The sequence below is a fragment of the Cryobacterium sp. TMT1-62 genome (assembly GCF_004403145.1).
GTDB lineage: Bacteria > Actinomycetota > Actinomycetes > Actinomycetales > Microbacteriaceae > Cryobacterium > Cryobacterium sandaracinum.
The window spans coordinates 1-17,220 of record NZ_SOGZ01000036.1 but is presented as its reverse complement, the minus strand read 5'-3'; the positions used below and the strand labels follow the sequence as shown (position 1 = coordinate 17,220).

Genomic DNA, 17,220 nt, shown 5'->3' with positions numbered 1-17,220 from the left:
CACGCAACGTGAGTGCCAGATGCGTCGTGTTGATAGGTTTACACGATGGAACGCTCAGAGCTCGTCGAGCTGTTATCGCCGGGCGGTTTACGCCTGCTGGACTCGTTGCCGCCGTACGACGCGGCCGCCGACGTCGTGCGGGTGGTGAGCGAACTCCGCAAGGCCGGACACAGCCCCGAGCTGGTCACCGCGGTGCTCAGCCAGTCCCGGCTCCGAGCCAGGGCCGTGCCCAAGTTCGGCGAGTTCGCCGGCCGCATGCTGTTTACGGAGGCCGGCCTCGAGCAGGCCACCCGGCTGCGGGTGGCGGCGCTGCACGCCGGCCGCTTCGCGGGCGCGTCCCTGAACCGGGTCGTCGACCTCGGCTGCGGCATCGGAGGCGACGCCATGGCCCTGGCCGCCATGGACCTCACGGTGACGGGGGTGGACGCCGACGAGGTGACCGCGACCGTCGCCAGCTACAACCTGGCTCCGTTCGAGAACGCGAGCGTGCTGCACTCGTCCGCGGAAGACGTCGACCTGGCCGGCTTCGACGCCGCCTGGCTCGACCCGGCCCGGCGCACCGCCGGGCACTCCAACACCTCGCGCCTGACCCGGCCGGAGGACTACTCCCCGCACCTCGATTTTGTCTTCGGTCTCAGTGAGCGGATGCCCGTCGGCGTCAAGCTCGGGCCGGGCCACGACCGCGAGCTGATCCCCGCGGAGGCCGAGTCGCAGTGGGTCTCCGTGGACGGCAAGCTCGTGGAGATGGGGCTGTGGTTCGGAGCACTGGCGCGCGCCGGCATCCGTCGCTCCGCCCTGCTGCTCGGCCGGACCGGGATCCACGAACTGACCGCGCCCCACGACAGCACGGATGCCCCGGTGGGAGTGCTGGGCGACTACCTGTACGAGCCGGACGGCGCGATCATCCGTGCACGTCTGATCGGGGACCTGGCCCGGTCGCTCGACGCGTCGATGCTGAGCGAGGGGATCGCGTATTTCACCTCCGAGACCCTGCAACGCACGCCCTTCGCCACCGCATTCCGGGTGCTCGAGGTGCTGCCGGTCGACGAGAAGAAGCTGCGGCTGGGCCTACAAGAACGCCGCATCGGCACTCTCGAGATCAAGAAACGCGGCGTGGACGTCGACCCGGCCACCCTGCGCACCCGACTGAAGCTCAAGGGCCCCGAGTCGGCGACGCTCGTGCTCACCCGGGCCGCCGGCCACCGGGTGGCTCTGCTGGTGGAGCGGATTCCGCCACTCGACTGAGGCCAGCGGCGAAGGACAGCATGGCTCAGCCGGGCACGACCGTCAGCACCTGTGTGACGATCAACACCCACCCGACCGCGAGGACCAGCCCGGCCAGCCCGGTCCACAGCCCGTAGGCCCACGCGGTGCCGGCACGGCGCTCGGTCACGCGGGCCATCACGGCCAGCACGACCGCGGCCAGGGAGAGCGCCGCACCCCAGACGCCGAAGACCGCGATCAGCAGCCCCAGCAGCCCGAAGACGAGCGATGCGATGGACAGCCCGCCCTGGCCTGCCTGCGCGGTCAGCTCGCTGTCGGTGTAGACGTACGGCACCCATTCGGTAGGGGCTGTGATGGTCGACGCGTAGTCCAGCTCCCCCGGAGCGGGCGCCGGAGGCCGGGTGAGGTCGACCCGGAAGTCATCGTTGCGGGACCAGTCCCGTTCCTCCCCAACCATCCCCGCTGCTATCTTCCGCTCAGTACGACGAGGTGGGGATGGTGGCGAAGAAGACAGACCAGATCACGATACTGACCAGTGCCAGACCGACGCCGATGAACCCCGTGATCAGCCCGGTCAGCCAGAAGCCCCTCGCCTGCGGCTCCTTCGACTTACCGAGGAAGCCCAGGACGACCGCGGCGGCGGGGATGAACAGTCCGAGGATGCCACCCACAATCGGGAGGAACACGATCGGCGAGCCGAGCACGCCGATAACGCCGGCGACCAGCGCCAAGATGCTGAAAATCGGCTGCTTCGCGGCGACCGCACCGAAGGGCGACGAATACGCGCCGCCATGGGCAGGCGCCTGGGTCATCGCCGGGGTGTCGTAGCCGGGCGGCGGGGTCGCGGCGCCGAAGGCGGGCGGAACGGAGGCCGGCGGGGTCGGGCCGTTGTACGCCGGCGGGGCGGCGGACGCCCCCTGCTCGTCGCGCGGGATATCGGGGACCTGCGGCACGTCAGGCACCTCCGGCACGCCGGGCACCTGGGGCACGTCAGGCACGCGGGGCACGTCAGAGTTGCTGGGGTTGTTGGAATCGCTCATGCGAATTCATTCCTTTCCGGACGACGGGGTGGCGTCGCTAATTGCATATCGGGTCACGGGTCATCGACGCGCAGGGTTTCTGCCCGTGGCCTCCAGGTCAGTAGGTATTGAGCAGGGTCGGGTCGTTCGCGATCGCGATCATCAACGGGATCAGCAGGACGACGGCCAGGAGCTGAGCCGCCAGGCCGGCGTAGCCGACAATGAGGCCGGCAATCGCGAGTCCCCGTCCCTTTTCTCCGGTCTTCCCGATCTGGCTCAGACCGATGTGGCCGGTGATGATGCCGACCAGGGAGATCCCGAGCACCGAGGTCACGAGCGACACAATGGACAGCACGTTGTACTTCTCGGACGGGCCCTGCGGCGCGTAGGACTGAGGGTAGCCCGGCTGGGCGTAGGCCGGAGCGGCCTGCGCCGCCGGCGGCTGGAACATGGGCGGGTTAACCGGCGGCTCGTTGGGGTCGGTCATGTCGATTGCTCCTTCGGGAATGGTGCATCTGGGCTGCCAATCTGGCTCCCAGTCGGACAAGGTGTTGATCGCACGAACAAACGTCGCCTGCCGAAGCCAGAATACCCGTCCGGTGGCGAAATACCGGTGGGAGGGGGTTTCAGACCTGGATCTCGGAGACCGGAAGGGTGGAGTCCGCCCCGAACTCCAGTGACGAAGGCGCATGCCCGGCCATGATCAGCTGCGCCCCGAGGGCGGCGATCATGGCGCCGTTGTCGGTGCAGAGCGACAGAGGCGGGATGCGCAGGGCGATGCCGGCGGCATCCGTGCGCTCCTGGGCCACCTGACGCAGCCGGGCGTTGGCGATCACGCCGCCCCCGAGCAGGAGCCTCGGCACACCGAGGTCGACGCAGGCCGCGACGGCCTTGGTCAGGAGGATGTCGACGACCGCCTCTCGGAAACTGGCGGCCACGTCGGCCAGCGGCACCGACTCATCCGCGTCGCGTCTCTGCTCGACCCAGCGCGCGACCGAGGTCTTGAGCCCGGAGAACGAGAAGTCGTACCGGTGTTTCGCCATGTCCTTGGTCTGGCTGAGACCGCGGGGGAAACGGATGGCCGCGGGATTGCCTTCCCGCGCGGCCCGGTCGATCTGGGGTCCGCCCGGGTAGGGCAGGCCGAGCAGGCGGGCCACCTTGTCGAAGGCCTCGCCGGCCGCGTCGTCGATGGTCTCGCCGAGCAGTTCGACGTCGGAGACCAGATCGCGCACCAGCAGCAGTGAGGTGTGACCGCCGCTGACGAGAAGCGCAACGGTGGGGTATTCCAGCGGCTTCGTGGAGTCGTCTGCGCCGAGTCGAAGCACATCGGCCCCGACGTGACCGACGAGGTGGTTGACCGCGTAGATCGGTTTGCCGAGCGAGATGGCTAGTGCCTTGGCCGCGCCGACTCCGACCATGAGCGCGCCGGCCAGACCGGGGCCGCAGGTCACGGCCACCGCATCGATGTCCTCCAAACGGATGCCGGCCTCCAGCGCGGCCGCCCGGATCGCCGGAACGAGCTCCTCAAGGTGTGCGCGCGCGGCCACCTCCGGCACGACTCCGCCGTAGCGGGCGTGTTCGTCCATCGACGACGCGATCGTGTTAGAGAGCAGGGTGGTTCCGCGCACGATTCCGATTCCGGTCTCGTCGCAGGAGGTCTCGATGCCGAGCACGAGCGGGTTGGCGCGGTTCTGCGCGGTCATCGCGTTCAGGGTGGTCTGCGCGTTCAGGGCGGTCATTCGGTGGCCTCCAGTGCGGCCTCTGCCGGTGTCATCTGCATCTCGGCGTCAGGCACGTGCAGTCGCATCACGATCGCGTCGACGTTGTCGGGCTGGTAGTAGCCAGGGCGGATGCCCAACTCCTCGAAGCCGAGTCGGCGGTAGAGTTCCTGGGCCGGCGGGTTGTCGGCGCGCACCTCGAGGAACACCTCGCGCACGCCCCGCTTCCGGGCCTCGGCGATCAGGCTGAGCATCAGGGTTCGGCCGAGGCCGTGGCCGCGGGTCTCTTGGGTGACCGCGATGGTCTGAATGTCGCCCTCGCGCGCTCCCTGCAGGGCCTGCAGCCCGGCGTAGCCCTCGATCCGGTCGGGCTCATCGGGGGGGAAGGCCACCAGGTAGTAGCAGTTCGGGTTGACCACGTCCTGGGCCATCGCCTCGGCGGACCACGCGTCGTTGACGAAGATACGGGTCTCGAGCGCCATGATGGCGTCCACATCGGCGGCTCGGGCGCGCCGCAGCTGCCACATCATCAACTCACCCGTTTCGGGCCGTTGGACACGGTGACATCCGGCGAGCGCAGGTAGAGCGCCGTGTCGGCGTCGAACGGGCGCTGGTGGGCCCACATCAGCTCGGCAACCTGCCCCAGCTCCCCGGCGGACACGGCGACCGCGTCGAAGCGGGGCACCTCAGCGTGCGCCCAGCCGGGCTCCCGCAGCACGGCTGGCCGGGCCACACCAGGACCGTCGACCCGGATCGGGAGACCCACGGCATCCGCCCCGCTATACACGGACCAGTTCACCTCGCGGCGACGGGCGTCGGTGACGACGACGAGCGGGCCGGTGTGGCCGGCCTGGTAGCGGCCGAAGGCGAGCGCATCGTGGCTGACGACGGGCACGAAGGGCACCCCGGCGCCCAGCGCGAAGACCCGCGCGGCGGCGATGCCCACACGGAGACCGGTGAAGGGGCCGGGACCCATGCCGCCGACCACCGCGGAGAGGCCGCTGATCGGCACGGCCGCGTCGCTGAGGCAGTCGGCGATCAGGCGGCCGACCACCTCGGCGTGGCGCATAGTGTCGTCGGTGGCGTGTTCGGCGATGACGCCTCGGGCGAGATCCACGACCGCGACGCTCGTTCCGGCGGAAGTATCGATGGCGAGAAGCACCTCACCAGCCTATTCGCTGTGTCCGATGCGCTGTGCCGCTAATGCGCTGTGCCGCCGACGGGCTGTGCTGCCGATCCTGCTCCGCCAAGCCTGCTCGTCGGCCGCCCTGAACGAATTCGACGGAGATTTTGGGCTCTGGAGCCGGATCGGGCCCACTATGGGCCCGTAGGAGCAAAATCTCCGTCGAATTCGTTCGGCCAGCGGGGGCCGTGCGGGGTGACCGTGACCGTGCGCGGCTCGTCGAGGTCAAGCACCTCGGCCTCGTCGGCGACGACGGATGCGGCCGCCTGCGAGGCCCCGACGGGCCGTTCGATCTCGATATCGAGCCAGGAGTCGGCGATACCGTTGAGCATCCCGCGACCCCACTCGACCACGACGATCGACCGAACGAAATCGATGTCGAGGTCATCCAGCTCGAGGGCGCTTCCGAGCCGGTAGGCGTCGACGTGCACGAGCGGGGGTCCGCCGATCGTGCTGGGGTGGGTGCGGGCCAGCACGAAGGTGGGGCTGGTGACCGAGCCGCGCACCTGCAGACCCTCCCCCAGGCCGCGGGTGAAGGTCGTCTTTCCGGCGCCGAGGGGCCCGGTCAGCACGATCAGGTCGCCGGCCTGCAGCAGCCCCGCGACCGTGCGGCCGAACTCGTGCATGCTGTCGGCGTCGGGGATGACGGCGCGCATCAGCGCGAACCGCCGCCGGGCCGAACGCCGCCGCCGGGCCGCGTGCCGCCCGCCGCGCCGTCGACCGCGTTCCGGTAGCTGCGGGTAACCCGGCGGCCGATCCGGGTAACGATCTCGTAGTTGATGGTGCCGGCGGCGTCGGCCCAGTCGGTCGCGCTCGGCACACCGGTCTCCGGGTTGCCGAACAGTACGACCTCGTCGCCGACCGCCACGCGTTCCTGGCCGACGCTGACGACGAACTGATCCATCGCGATGCGCCCGACCAGCGGATGCGAGTGTCCAGAGATGTCGACCCACGCGGTTCCGGAGGCCTGGCGGGGCACGCCGTCCGCGTAGCCGAGTGGCACGAGGGCGAGGTAGCCGTCGACCGGTGCCCGCCACAGGTAGTCGTAGGACACCCCGGCCCCCGCAGCCACGCGGCGCACGGCGGCGACGCGCCCCCGCAGCGTCATCGCCGGGGTGAGGCCCAAATCCTGCGACGTCTGGTCCGCGAACGGCGACAGACCGTAGATGCCGATGCCCACCCGCACCATCGAGAAGCGGGCGGCCGGCACGCGCACCGCCGCCGCGGTGGACGCCAGGTGGATCAGAGACGGGGTCAGCCCGGTGTCGGCGGCGAGAGCGACACCGCGTTCGAAGCGCTCGATCGCCTCGGCGTCGTCGACCGGGGACGCATTCGACAGGTGGCTGAAAATGCCGGTCACGGTCAGGCGGCCGGCCTGCTCGAGCTGGGCCGCCAGAGCGAACGTCTCGGCCCAGTCCGGTTCGTTCACGCCGTTGCGGTTGAGCCCGGTCTCGAGCTTGAGGTGCACGTCGGCCACGCGACCGAGAGCGGCGGCGGCCTCGGCGACCTGGCGCAGCTGCCGCGCCGAGGACAGCCCGAGGGTGATGCTCCGGGTGATGGCGACGGTGAAATCGGCATCCGGATCGTGCAGCCAGGCCAGGACGGGCGCGTCGATGCCGGCGGCCCGCAGCTCGAGCGCCTCGTCGACGTCGGCCACCCCGAGCCAGTCGGCGCCCGCGGCGAGCGCGGTGCGGGCGACCGGCACTGCCCCATGGCCGTAGGCGTTCGCCTTGACGACGGCCATCAGGTGCGGGGTGCCGGCCACCTGCCTGAGGTGCGCGACGTTGGCGTAGACCGCGCCCAGGTCGACGACGGCCTCGCGGTATCCGGTCATGCCCCGCCCTCCGCGACCACGAACGCACAGGCCACCCCGGCGTCGTGAGTCATGGTCAAGTGCACTGTGTCGATGCCGCGGGCCGTCAGTGCCGCCGCGGTAGCCCCGTGAAGCACGAATCCCGGGTTGCCGTGCGCGTCGGTCACGACGTCCATCTCCTGCCAGCTGGCGCCGGCACTGTCGCCGAGCGCTTTGATCAGTGCCTCCTTGGCCGCGAAGCGCGCGGCCAAGGAGTGCATCGGCAACCCGCGCTCGGCTTCCGTGAAAAGCCGGGGAATAAGCCCAGGCGTGCGCAAGACCTGCCGTTCGAAGCGAGCGAGGTCGACGATGTCGACCCCGATGCCCCGGATCATCCGGTCAACCCTTGCACCCTGTGCTGCACCCTCCGGCTACTCCGACTCGAGGACTGGCGCTACTCGACCGTGACGGACTTCGCCAGGTTGCGCGGCTGGTCGACGTCGAGGCCCTTCACCGTGGCGAGTTCCATGGCGAAAATCTGCAGCGGCACGACCGCGAGGAGCGGTTCGAACAGCGGCGAGGCCAGCGGGATGCGGATGACGGTGTCCGCGAACGGCAGCACCGCGACATCCCCTTCTTCGGCGATCGCGATGATGCGCGCGCCGCGGGCCCGTATCTCCTGGATGTTCGAGACCACCTTGGGGTGCAGGTGCGCGGAGCCGCGTGGGCTCGGCACAACGACGAAGACCGGCTGGCCGGGCTCGATCAGCGCGATCGGGCCGTGTTTGAGCTCACCGGCGGCGAAGCCCTCCGCGTGGATGTACGCGAGCTCCTTGAGCTTGAGCGCACCCTCGAGCGCGATCGGGAAGCCCACGTGGCGGCCGAGGAAGAGCACGGCACGCGTGTCGGCCATCCAGGTGGCCAGCTCGTGCACGGTCGACTCCTGCAGCAGCGTGGTCGCCAGCTTGTCCGGGATGGCCTGGAGCTCGGCGATCTGCACGGCGCACTCGGCTTCGCTGAGGCTGCCGCGCACCCGGGCCAGGTGCAGGCCGAAGAGGTAGAGGGCGGCGATCTGGGCGGTGAAGCCCTTCGTTGAGGCCACGGCGACCTCCGGGCCGGCGTGGGTGTAGATGACGGCGTCCGACTCGCGGGGGATGGTGGCACCCTGCGTGTTGCAGATCGAGATGGCCTTCGCACCCGCTTCCCGGGCGAACTTGACCGCCATCAGCGTGTCCATGGTTTCGCCGGACTGGCTGATCGAGATGACCAGGGTCTCGGGGTTCAGCACCGGGTCGCGGTAACGGAACTCGTGACTGAGTTCGATGTCGACCGGAACCCGGGTCCACTTTTCGATGGCGTACTTGGCGACGTAGCCGGCGTTCGCCGCGGTGCCGCAGGCGACGACCACGATGCGACGGATGTCGGCGAGCACGTCGTCTCCGAATTCGGTCAGCTCGGGAACGACGGCCTGGCCCTCATGGATGCGCCCGCGCAGGGTGTTGCGCACGGCATCCGGCTGCTCGGAGACCTCCTTGGCCATGAAGCTGGACCAGCCGCCCTTCTCGGACGCGGAGGCATCCCAGGCGATGTCGAACTCTTCCACTTCGACGGCGTTGCCGTCGAAGTCGGTCACGGTGACGAGGTCCGGCGTGATCGTGACGATCTGGTCCTGGCCGATGGCGACCGCGCGGCGGGTGTACTCGACGAAAGCGGCGACGTCGGAGCCGAGGAAGTTCTCTCCGTCGCCCAAGCCGATCACGAGCGGGGAGTTGCGGCGGGCGCCGACGACGATGCCGGGCTGGTCTTGGTGGACGGCGAGTAGGGTGAAGGCACCGTCGAGGCGGGAGACGACAGCGCGGAACGCTTCGCCCAGGTCGCCGACGCGCTGGTATTCCCGGCCAAGCAGGATCGCGGCGACCTCGGTGTCGGTCTCACTCTCGAAGGTGAATCCCTCGGCGAGGAGTTCGTCCTTGAGCACGGAGAAGTTTTCAATAATTCCGTTGTGAATAAGGGCCAGCTTGCCGTTGTCACCCAGGTGCGGGTGCGCATTCACGTCATTCGGCGCCCCGTGGGTGGCCCACCGAGTGTGACCGATCCCGGTGTTCCCATTATTGATCGGGTTCGTCTCAAGCTCGGCGGCCAGAACGGCCAGCTTGCCCGCTCGCTTAGCGGTATTGAGAGCACCCTCGCTGTCGATGACAGCGATCCCCGCGGAGTCGTACCCCCGGTACTCGAGTCGCCGCAGACCTCCCATCAGGACCTGAACGCTCTTGTTATCTCCGACGTAACCAACGATTCCACACATGACTGCGATATTAGTCCGAGTAAGCTCGGTGAAATGTCCGATCCGGTTGCGAGTCCCTGGAACAACGGCCACAGCACTCCTTTCGTCGAACTGGACCGGGCTGACTGGGCCGCCCTCGCGCCAACCACCCGGCTTCCGCTGCGGGAGACGGAGATCGTGCAGTTGCGGGGGCTGGGTGAGCCGCTCGACCTCAGTGAGGTGACGGATGTCTACCTGCCGCTCAGCCGCCTGCTCAACCTCTACGCCGCCGGTGCACGGCAGCTGCACCGCGCCACGAGCGACTTCCTCGGGGAGCGCGCCCAGCGCACGCCGTTCGTGATCGGGGTCGCCGGATCGGTCGCGGTGGGCAAGTCCACCATCGGCCGCTTGCTGAGGGAGCTGCTGGCCCGCTGGGAGGACACCCCGCGGGTCGAGTTGGTGACCACCGATGGTTTCCTGCTGCCCAATGCCGAACTCACCCGCCGGGGCCTGATGGACCGAAAAGGGTTCCCCGAGTCCTACGACCGGCGGGCCCTGCTACGCTTCGTGGCCGCGGTCAAGAGCGGTGCCGCCGAAGTGCGGTCGCCGTTCTACTCACACCTCAGCTATGACATCGTGCCCGACGCCCAGATCGTGGTGCGGCAGCCGGACATCCTGATCGTCGAGGGTCTCAACGTGCTGCAGCCGCCCGGACCGGGCCACGGCCTCGCCGTCAGCGACCTCTTCGACTTCACCGTATACGTGGACGCCCGCACGCAGGACATCGCTCGCTGGTACGAGGAGCGCTTTCTCAAGCTGCAGCGCGGCGCATTCAGTAATCCGAAGTCGTACTTCCACCGGTACGCGAGTATGACCGAGGCCGAGGCGCGGAGCCGGGCCCGGGAAATCTGGACCGAGATCAACGAACCGAACCTGCTGCGCAACATCCGTCCGACCCGCTCTCGGGCGACCCTCGTGCTGCGCAAGGATCCGAACCACTCCGTCTCCAAGGTGCTGCTGCGCAAGGTGTGACCCGCCGTTTGTCACCGCACAGTGCGCTCCGCCGGGTGTCACCGCACAGGCACCCTCGACGTCCGGGCACCCTCGACGTCCGGGCACTCCGGCCGTGAACCAATTCGACCGAGATTTTGACGAAAAGCCGGTTTCTGTGGCTGTTTCGGAACGATTCGGCCACAATCTCCGTCGAATTCGTCAGGGGCGCGGGGCGGAGCGGGCGCGCGGGGCACGGCCGAGAACGAGGGTGCGGCCGAGGGTGCGGCCGCGGGTGCGGCCGCGGCGAGAACTCTCTAGAGGGCGAGCTGCAGGCGCACGATGTCGGCCAGCTCGTTCGCGAGCCGGTCGGCGGTGCCCTGATCGGCCGCTTCGACCATGACGCGCACCATGGGCTCGGTGCCCGAGGGTCGCAGCAGCACCCGTCCGGTGTCCCCGAGCTCGGCCTCAGCGGCACGGATAGCCTCCGCGATGACCTCGTTAGATTTCAGCCCGTGATGGTCGATGCCGCGCACGTTGACCAGGATCTGCGGGTAGACCGTCATCACCGAGGCGAGCTCTGCGAGGGTCTTGCCGGTGCGTGCCATCTCGGCGACCAGGTGCAGCCCGGTCAGGATGCCGTCACCGGTCGTGGCGAACTTGGTCATGATCACATGACCGGATTGTTCGCCGCCGAGGGACAGCCCGTCGACGTTGAGCTCTTCGAGCACGTACCGGTCGCCGACCTTGGCCTCAATCAGGCGGATGTCGTTGGCCGCCATGGCCTTACGCAAACCGAGATTGCTCATCACCGTGGCCACGAGCGTGCGGTCCTTCAGAACCCCGCGCTCGGCCATGGAGACAGCGAGGATCGCCATGATCTGGTCTCCGTCGATGATGTTGCCGTCGCGGTCGACGGCCAGGCACCGGTCCGCGTCGCCGTCGTGGGCGATTCCGACGTCGGCACCGGCCTCGAGGACGGCACGGGATAGGTTGTCGAGGTGGGTGGAGCCCACCCCGTCGTTGATGTTGTTGCCGTCGGGGTCGGCTCCGATGACCGTGAGCGTGGCACCGGCATCCGTGAAGACCTGCGGCGATACGCCGGCGGCGGCGCCGTGCGCGCAGTCGAGCACGACGTGGATGCCGGTCAGGCGGTGCGGCAGCGTTCCGAGCAGGTGCACGACATAGCGGTCCTCGGCGTCCGCGAAGCGGCTGATGCGACCGACGTCTCCGCCGATCGGCGTGAGCATGTCGAGCGACAGGTGCTCTTCGATGCGGTCCTCAACGTCGTCGGGAAGTTTGGTTCCCCCGAAGGCAAAGAACTTGATGCCGTTGTCGGGAGCGGGGTTGTGCGAGGCGGAAATCATCACGCCGAAGTCTGCGCCGATATCGGCGATCAAGAAAGCCGCGGCGGGCGTCGGAATGACGCCCGCGTCGAGCACGTCCACACCGGAGCTCGCCAGTCCGGCCGCGACCGCGGCCGAAATGAATTCACCGGAGATCCGAGGATCCCGGGCGAGCACCGCAACGGGCCGACGGCCCTCTGCGCGACGCAACTCCGCGCGGCGGCCCTGAGTCAGGACCGCCGCACTGGCCTGGGCGAGGGCCAGAGCCAGGCCAGCCGTGAGATCACGGTTAGCCAGACCCCGGACGCCGTCCGTGCCAAATAGTCGAGGCATTTTTCTACGGTGCCAATCGACTTAACGCTTGGAGAACTGCGGAGCCTTACGGGCCTTCTTGAGTCCGGCCTTCTTACGCTCCTTGACGCGAGCGTCACGGTTGAGGAAGCCGGCCTTCTTGAGGATGGCGCGGTTGTTCTCTTCGTCGATCTGGTTCAGCGAACGCGCGATACCGAGACGCAGGGCACCGGCCTGGCCGGAGGGGCCACCACCGGTGATGCGGGCGATGACGTCGTAGCTGCCGATGAGGTCGAGCACCTTGAACGGGTCGTTGATGAGCTGCTGGTGCAGCTTGTTCGGGAAGTAGTCCCCGAATTCGCGGCCGTTGACGGTGATCGTGCCGGAGCCGGGGACGATGCGCACGCGGGCGATGGCCTGCTTGCGACGTCCGACGGCTGCGCCGGGGACATTGAGGATGGCGCGGGGCGCCTTGGTTACAGTCTCGGTCGGAGTCTCGGTCGAGTAGCTCTCCGGAGCCTGGTCAATCTGATCTGCGATTTTCGCCACGATGGTGTGAATCCTTTTTTCTTAGAATCGAAAAGTCTGGAGGCCGGCGCTACTGAGCGACCTGGGCGAGGGTGTACGGCTTCGGCTGCTGCGCGGCGTGCGGGTGCTCCGGGCCGGCGTAGACCTTGAGCTTGGCCAGCTGGGCGCGGCCGAGCGTGTTCTTCGGCAGCATGCCACGGATGGCCTTCTCAACCGCACGGGTCGGGTGCTTCTCGAGCATCTCCGAGTAGTTGGTGGCCGTGAGGCCGCCCGGGTAACCGGAGTGGCGGTACGCCATCTTCAGGTCGAGCTTCTTGCCGGTAAGGGCAATCTTCTCGGCGTTGATGATGATGACGAAGTCGCCCATATCCATGTGGGGAGAGAACGTTGCCTTGTGCTTCCCGCGAAGGAGAATGGCGGCGTGGCTGGCAAGACGACCGAGCACGATATCTGTGGCGTCGATGACGACCCAGTCGTGCTGGACTTCGCTTGCCTTGGGAGTGTAAGTGCGCGTCACTATTTAGCTGCTTTCTTATTCGAACGGAGGTGTTCGTGAATCCCGCTCCGGGTGTGTTCCCAGAGAGGGAACACGATCGATGGAGGGCTCACGTTCGTGTGTCTGGCTGCAACGCACAGACACCAAGGAATAACACTAACGCCGTCGGCCCGGCAGCGCAATTCAACCATTATTCGGTGTCGTCGATGAGCTCCCGGCGCGCGCGCGTTTCGCGGGCCCGCAGGGCGAGCAGTTCGTCGGCCGGATAGCCGACCTGAAGCAGCGTGAGACCCTGGGCGGGCATCACCTTGAACTCGCTGGTGCGGGCCCGCTCGATCCGGAGGTCGACGAGGCGGTCCCCGGACAGCCGCCCCTCCCCCACCGCGACGCAGGCCCCGACCAGCGCGCGCACCATGCTGTGGCAGAAGGCGTCAGCCTGAACGGATGCGACGAGCACACCATCCGGATCGCGGTACCAGCGGAACTCCTGCAGGGTGCGGATCGTGGTGGCCCCGGGCCGCGGCTTGCAGTAGGTGGCGAAGTCGTGCAGGCCGATCAGCGTCGCGGCAGCCGCGTCCATAGCGTCCACGTCGAGGGCGAAGCCGTGCCAGGTGGTGCGGAACCGCTGCAGCGGGTCGTGCCCGACGACGGAGTCGGCGATCCGGTACTCGTAGCGCCGGTAAAGTGCGGAGAACCGGGCGTCGAACCCGGGCGGGGCGAGCACGGAGGATGTGATCACGATTTCGGGCTGGGTGACGAGGATGCCGCTGAGCCGCCGCTGCACCATGACCGCCAGAGGCGTCGGGGGCCGCCCCTTGCCGCGGGAGATGCGCACGAGGCCGTCGGCCTGGTCGGGGTTCAGATCGAAGTGGGCGACCTGCCCGGTCGCGTGCACACCGGCATCCGTTCTCCCGGCCACGGTCAGGATCGGGGTCGGCGGGTGGCTGTGCAGGATGCCGGCCAGCCCGGCCTCGATCTGACCCTGCACGGTGCGGAGGCCCGGCTGCGTCGCCCAGCCGCTCATGCCGGTGCCGTCATAGGCGATGTCGAGCCTGATCCGGGTGGTGCCCGCTGCTTGGCTCTCGTCGGGCGCCGGGGGAAGAATCACGGAGGTAAGTGTACGGTCCGGTCCGGGTTATCGTAGAACCCGGACCTCGGTCCCCACCTGTCATGAAAATCTGCCGCCCCCGCCCTCTGACGCTCATCCGGACTCCGTGAACGTGCCCACCAAACGCCTGGCCGGTCTCGACGGCCTGCGTGGCATCGCCGTCGTTCTGGTCGTGGTGTTCCACTTCTTCCCCGCGGTGCTTCCCGGCGGATTCATCGGGGTCGACGTCTTTTTCGTGATCAGCGGGTTCCTGATCACGGGCCTCCTCATCACCGAACGGGACGAAACCTCGCGGATCGCGCTCGGTCGATTCTGGAAACGGCGGGCGCTGCGCCTGGTGCCGGCACTGGTCCCGCTGGTGCTGATCCTGTGCACTGCCGCCTGGCTGATCGGCGGCGACGTGCTGGTGGGCCTCGGCTGGCAGCTGCTCGGCGCGATCACCTTCGGCTACAACTGGGTGTCGATCGCCGGGTCGGCGAGTTACTTCAGCGCCACGGCGCCGGAACTGTTCCGCAACCTGTGGTCGCTGGCGGTGGAGGAGCAGTTCTACCTGATCTGGCCGTTCGCTCTCCTCGGCCTGCTGCTGGTGAGGAGCGGCCGGCTTCGCCTGGCACTCGTCGCCGGCCTGGCCCTGGCCTCTGCCGTCTGGATGGGGCTGCTATACGACCCCGCCGACCCCACCCGGGTGTACTACGGCTCGGACACGCACAGCTTCGGGCTCTTCACCGGTGCCGCGCTCGCGCTGCTGCTGCGCCGTTCGGGCCTCCCGGACGGCACGGCACCCCGCCTCGCCGCCCTGCGCGACCGCTGGCGGCCGTGGCTGGGTCGGCTCGCCCTGGCCGGGGTTCTGGCGGCGGCGTTCGCCCTGCCCGACACCGGCCTGGCGACCTATCGAGGCGGACTGATGCTGGTGAGCCTGCTGACCGCGGTCGTGATCTGGGCGGCCGTGCGCGGGCCAGGCTTCGGCCAGGCGCTGGATACCGCGCCGCTGCGCTACCTGGGTGAACGCTCCTACGGCATCTATCTGTGGCACTGGCCGGTGCTCGTGCTCGCCCAGGGGGCGTGGCCGGCGGCCGCCGCGTCGCCGACCGTGCTGACGAGCATCGGAGTCGGGGTGCTGGCGGGCGCGCTGACGCTGCTGGCGGCCGGTGGATCGTACCGCTGGCTGGAACTTCCCGTGCGCACGAAGGGGGTGCGCGGCAGCATCCGTCGCCTGCGGCAGAGCACGAGCGGTGCGCGCACGATCCGCATGCCCGGCAGGCTCGTCTGGTTCGGCCTGTTCGGCGCCGCCGCGCTGTTTCTGGCGACCGGCACGACCGCGGCGCTGCTCACCGCTCCCGCCCAGACGAGCGCCCAGAGCGAGATCGAACGCGGCCAGAAGGCACTGGATGCTGCGCAGCGGCAGGCCGTGCAGAACGCACGGCGCGCGTCCCGGCCGGCCGTCAGCGCCATTGAACGCGCGGCGCCCGGGGACCTGATCACGGCCGTGGGCGACTCGGTGATGCTCGCCTCGGCCCCCGAGCTGCAGGCCGGCTTCCCGGGGATCGCGATCGATGCCACCGTCTCACGGGGCATGGGGGCTGCCCCCGACATCCTGGCCACCCAAGCCGAGGCCGGCACGCTCCGGCCGGTGGTCGTCGTGGGCCTCGGCACCAACGGGCCGATCCGTTCGAGTCAGCTGGCGGCCATCCGCGCGGTGATCGGCCCGGACCGGGAGCTGATCCTGATCACTGCCTTCGCCGAACGTGACTGGACGGCCGGGGTCAACGCCAGCCTGGCCGAGTACGCTGCCCGGCACCGCACGGTCGAGCTGGCCGATTGGAGCACGGCGATCGCCTCGCACACGGATGTGCTCGCAAACGACAACATCCATCCCGGTCCGGCCGGCGGTCGGATCTATGCCGACGTCATCCGGGCCGCTCTGGAACGGCTCGCCGAGCCGCCGCCGCAGCCGGGCCTCGAGGCGTATCGCCTGCCCGACCCTGCCGGGTCACCCTCTTTCCGGCCGCCGCTGCTGCCGTGACCAAGGCCGGGTCGGCCGGGTCGACCGGGTCGGCGGGTGCGGGTCCCGGGTGGGACTAGAGCTCAATGGTGAAGGCGAGACTGCGGGTGGTGGGCGTGAAACCCATGCCGAGGTACAGGTTCAGCGCGCCGGTCGGACTTTCGGAGTCGACGACCAGGGTCGCCCGGGCCAGACCCTCGGTGCGTGCGGCATGCAAATGCAGGCCCAGCAGGGTCCGCGCGATGTGTTTGCCCCGCCATCCGTCGATGACGCCGACGAGGTCGACGTGGCTGCCGGTGTAGCCCTGGTTCAGCCAGTCGTCCTCGTTGACCGTGGCCAGGGTGAAGCCCACGACCTTCGGGGTGCCGTCGGGGCCGGCCGCGAGGGCCAGGTATGAGAGGTCGGGGCGGAATTTGCGACTCGTCACGAAGGAGTCCCAAGCATCGTCGCTCATCGGCTGGCTGGCCCAGTGATCCCGGAACGACGAGTCGCGCGCTTCGTGAACGGCCGCAGAGAGCTCCGAGGTAAACCGGATGACGCGGATGTCAACCGGAAGGTCGATCTCGGGGATCAGCTCGTCGAGGCGCCGCTCGAGGGACTGGAAGTACCGGGCGCATTCCATGCCGAGGCGCCGGAACAGACGGGTGCTGCGGTACGCGGTCTCCTCGGTGTAGGCGAGGATCCAGCGTGGAACCGAGGGATCGTCGGTGGCGAGCTGCTGCTCGGCCCGGCCCAGCTGCCACGCGAGCAGCTCGCGGCCGATTCCGCGTCCGCGGTAGTCGGGGTGCACCCCGCCGACCAGGATCGCGCGGGCCAGCGTCTCGCCCGGCGGCGCCATCACCATCCCCATCGCCACGAGGGTGCCGTCGGCGGCGAACCCGATCAGGGAATCCCGCTCCGGATGGAAGTACGACAGACCGAAGTCCCGCTCGATTCCCTCCCGCGTCGTCAGGTGGTACGGATGGTCCGCCTTGCCGACCGCGCAAGTGAACTGCCACAGGTCGTCGGCGTCCGACACCGTTGCCGGACGCCACCGGGCGATCTCAGGGTGGGCGGGCCCCGGCGCGTCGAGCGGCGGGGCTGCACGCCGACGCGGGCCCTGATTCTGGGTTCCGCTCAGGCGTTCCATGGCCAATATTGTAGCCGGGGCCCCGCGAGGGTGCTAGCTGTTGTTCCCACACAGGTTGTGAGCGTGGCGTGAGCTAAAAAGGTGAGGACCTCCGGTATCGATTGGGTTACCACACTCAACACGATGCAACG

The 17,220-nt window shown here is 68.7% G+C and carries 18 protein-coding genes; 3 read left to right on the top strand and 15 right to left on the bottom strand.

Features of this window, described 5'->3' with window-relative positions; genetic code table 11:
* The first annotated feature begins 45 nt into the window (after positions 1 to 45).
* A complete protein-coding gene (locus E3T34_RS10750) occupies positions 46 to 1,245 on the top strand; it encodes a methyltransferase domain-containing protein (RefSeq protein ID WP_104100926.1) in 1,200 nt (399 codons plus the stop codon).
* A 25-nt stretch (positions 1,246 to 1,270) separates the two neighbouring features.
* On the opposite strand, the gene E3T34_RS10745 is transcribed toward E3T34_RS10750, so the two are convergent.
* The 10 genes from E3T34_RS10745 to glmS all read right to left on the bottom strand — a co-directional run bounded on the left by E3T34_RS10745 (position 1,271) and on the right by glmS (position 9,241).
* Positions 1,271 to 1,681, bottom strand: a complete 411-nt coding sequence (locus E3T34_RS10745; RefSeq protein WP_134342976.1) for a DUF4190 domain-containing protein — start codon at positions 1,679 to 1,681, stop codon at positions 1,271 to 1,273.
* Between the two features lie 19 nt (positions 1,682 to 1,700).
* The gene (locus E3T34_RS10740) at positions 1,701 to 2,264 is read right to left on the bottom strand and encodes a DUF4190 domain-containing protein (RefSeq protein WP_134342975.1); all 564 of its coding nucleotides are present in this window, start codon (positions 2,262 to 2,264) and stop codon (positions 1,701 to 1,703) included.
* 97 nt (positions 2,265 to 2,361) lie between these two features.
* Positions 2,362 to 2,730 carry a DUF4190 domain-containing protein gene (locus tag E3T34_RS15865; protein ID WP_166784853.1) on the bottom strand — a complete coding sequence of 123 codons (369 nt, stop codon included), beginning with the start codon at positions 2,728 to 2,730 and terminating at the stop codon, positions 2,362 to 2,364.
* A gap of 139 nt (positions 2,731 to 2,869) precedes the next feature.
* Positions 2,870 to 3,982: a tRNA (adenosine(37)-N6)-threonylcarbamoyltransferase complex transferase subunit TsaD gene (gene tsaD, locus E3T34_RS10730; protein WP_134342973.1), complete on the bottom strand. Its 1,113-nt coding sequence runs from the start codon at positions 3,980 to 3,982 to the stop codon at positions 2,870 to 2,872.
* Positions 3,979 to 4,491 carry a ribosomal protein S18-alanine N-acetyltransferase gene (rimI, locus tag E3T34_RS10725; RefSeq protein WP_134342972.1) on the bottom strand — a complete coding sequence of 171 codons (513 nt, stop codon included), beginning with the start codon at positions 4,489 to 4,491 and terminating at the stop codon, positions 3,979 to 3,981. The genes tsaD and rimI overlap by 4 nt, the downstream gene beginning before the upstream one ends.
* Positions 4,491 to 5,123 carry a tRNA (adenosine(37)-N6)-threonylcarbamoyltransferase complex dimerization subunit type 1 TsaB gene (gene tsaB, locus E3T34_RS10720; RefSeq protein WP_134342971.1) on the bottom strand — a complete coding sequence of 211 codons (633 nt, stop codon included), beginning with the start codon at positions 5,121 to 5,123 and terminating at the stop codon, positions 4,491 to 4,493. Before tsaB ends, rimI begins: the two co-directional genes overlap by 1 nt.
* Before the next feature lie 155 nt (positions 5,124 to 5,278).
* The gene (gene tsaE / locus E3T34_RS10715) at positions 5,279 to 5,800 is read right to left on the bottom strand and encodes a tRNA (adenosine(37)-N6)-threonylcarbamoyltransferase complex ATPase subunit type 1 TsaE (RefSeq protein WP_104100933.1); all 522 of its coding nucleotides are present in this window, start codon (positions 5,798 to 5,800) and stop codon (positions 5,279 to 5,281) included.
* Positions 5,800 to 6,978: an alanine racemase gene (alr, locus tag E3T34_RS10710; RefSeq protein WP_134342970.1), complete on the bottom strand. Its 1,179-nt coding sequence runs from the start codon at positions 6,976 to 6,978 to the stop codon at positions 5,800 to 5,802. The genes tsaE and alr overlap by 1 nt, the downstream gene beginning before the upstream one ends.
* Positions 6,975 to 7,331, bottom strand: coding sequence for a holo-ACP synthase (locus E3T34_RS10705; RefSeq protein WP_104100935.1), 357 nt, complete (start codon positions 7,329 to 7,331; stop codon positions 6,975 to 6,977). The genes alr and E3T34_RS10705 overlap by 4 nt, the downstream gene beginning before the upstream one ends.
* Positions 7,332 to 7,390: 59 nt before the next feature.
* A complete protein-coding gene (gene glmS / locus E3T34_RS10700) occupies positions 7,391 to 9,241 on the bottom strand; it encodes a glutamine--fructose-6-phosphate transaminase (isomerizing) (RefSeq protein WP_134342969.1) in 1,851 nt (616 codons plus the stop codon).
* 33 nt (positions 9,242 to 9,274) lie between these two features.
* Between glmS and coaA the strand changes: the two genes are divergently transcribed.
* Positions 9,275 to 10,231, top strand: coding sequence for a type I pantothenate kinase (gene coaA / locus E3T34_RS10695; protein ID WP_104100937.1), 957 nt, complete (start codon positions 9,275 to 9,277; stop codon positions 10,229 to 10,231).
* Between the two features lie 275 nt (positions 10,232 to 10,506).
* Here coaA and glmM read toward each other — a convergent pair whose 3' ends face one another.
* From glmM to E3T34_RS10675, 4 genes are all read right to left on the bottom strand, one after another.
* Positions 10,507 to 11,868: a phosphoglucosamine mutase gene (gene glmM, locus E3T34_RS10690; RefSeq protein ID WP_134342968.1), complete on the bottom strand. Its 1,362-nt coding sequence runs from the start codon at positions 11,866 to 11,868 to the stop codon at positions 10,507 to 10,509.
* 21 nt (positions 11,869 to 11,889) lie between these two features.
* Complete coding sequence (gene rpsI / locus E3T34_RS10685) at positions 11,890 to 12,375, bottom strand: 30S ribosomal protein S9 (RefSeq protein ID WP_104100939.1); 486 nt, start codon at positions 12,373 to 12,375, stop codon at positions 11,890 to 11,892.
* Positions 12,376 to 12,424: 49 nt separating this feature from the next.
* Positions 12,425 to 12,871, bottom strand: coding sequence for a 50S ribosomal protein L13 (gene rplM / locus E3T34_RS10680; RefSeq protein WP_104100940.1), 447 nt, complete (start codon positions 12,869 to 12,871; stop codon positions 12,425 to 12,427).
* 169 nt (positions 12,872 to 13,040) lie between these two features.
* Positions 13,041 to 13,874 carry a tRNA pseudouridine(38-40) synthase TruA gene (locus E3T34_RS10675; RefSeq protein ID WP_104171773.1) on the bottom strand — a complete coding sequence of 278 codons (834 nt, stop codon included), beginning with the start codon at positions 13,872 to 13,874 and terminating at the stop codon, positions 13,041 to 13,043.
* Positions 13,875 to 14,070: 196 nt separating this feature from the next.
* On the opposite strand from E3T34_RS10675, the gene E3T34_RS10670 reads away from it, so the two are divergent.
* The gene (locus tag E3T34_RS10670; RefSeq protein ID WP_241977392.1) at positions 14,071 to 15,981 is read left to right on the top strand and encodes an acyltransferase family protein; all 1,911 of its coding nucleotides are present in this window, start codon (positions 14,071 to 14,073) and stop codon (positions 15,979 to 15,981) included.
* Between the two features lie 55 nt (positions 15,982 to 16,036).
* Here the strand turns inward: E3T34_RS10670 and E3T34_RS10665 are convergent, their stop codons facing one another.
* Positions 16,037 to 17,089 carry a GNAT family N-acetyltransferase gene (locus E3T34_RS10665; protein ID WP_104100943.1) on the bottom strand — a complete coding sequence of 351 codons (1,053 nt, stop codon included), beginning with the start codon at positions 17,087 to 17,089 and terminating at the stop codon, positions 16,037 to 16,039.
* Positions 17,090 to 17,220: the final 131 nt, after the last annotated feature.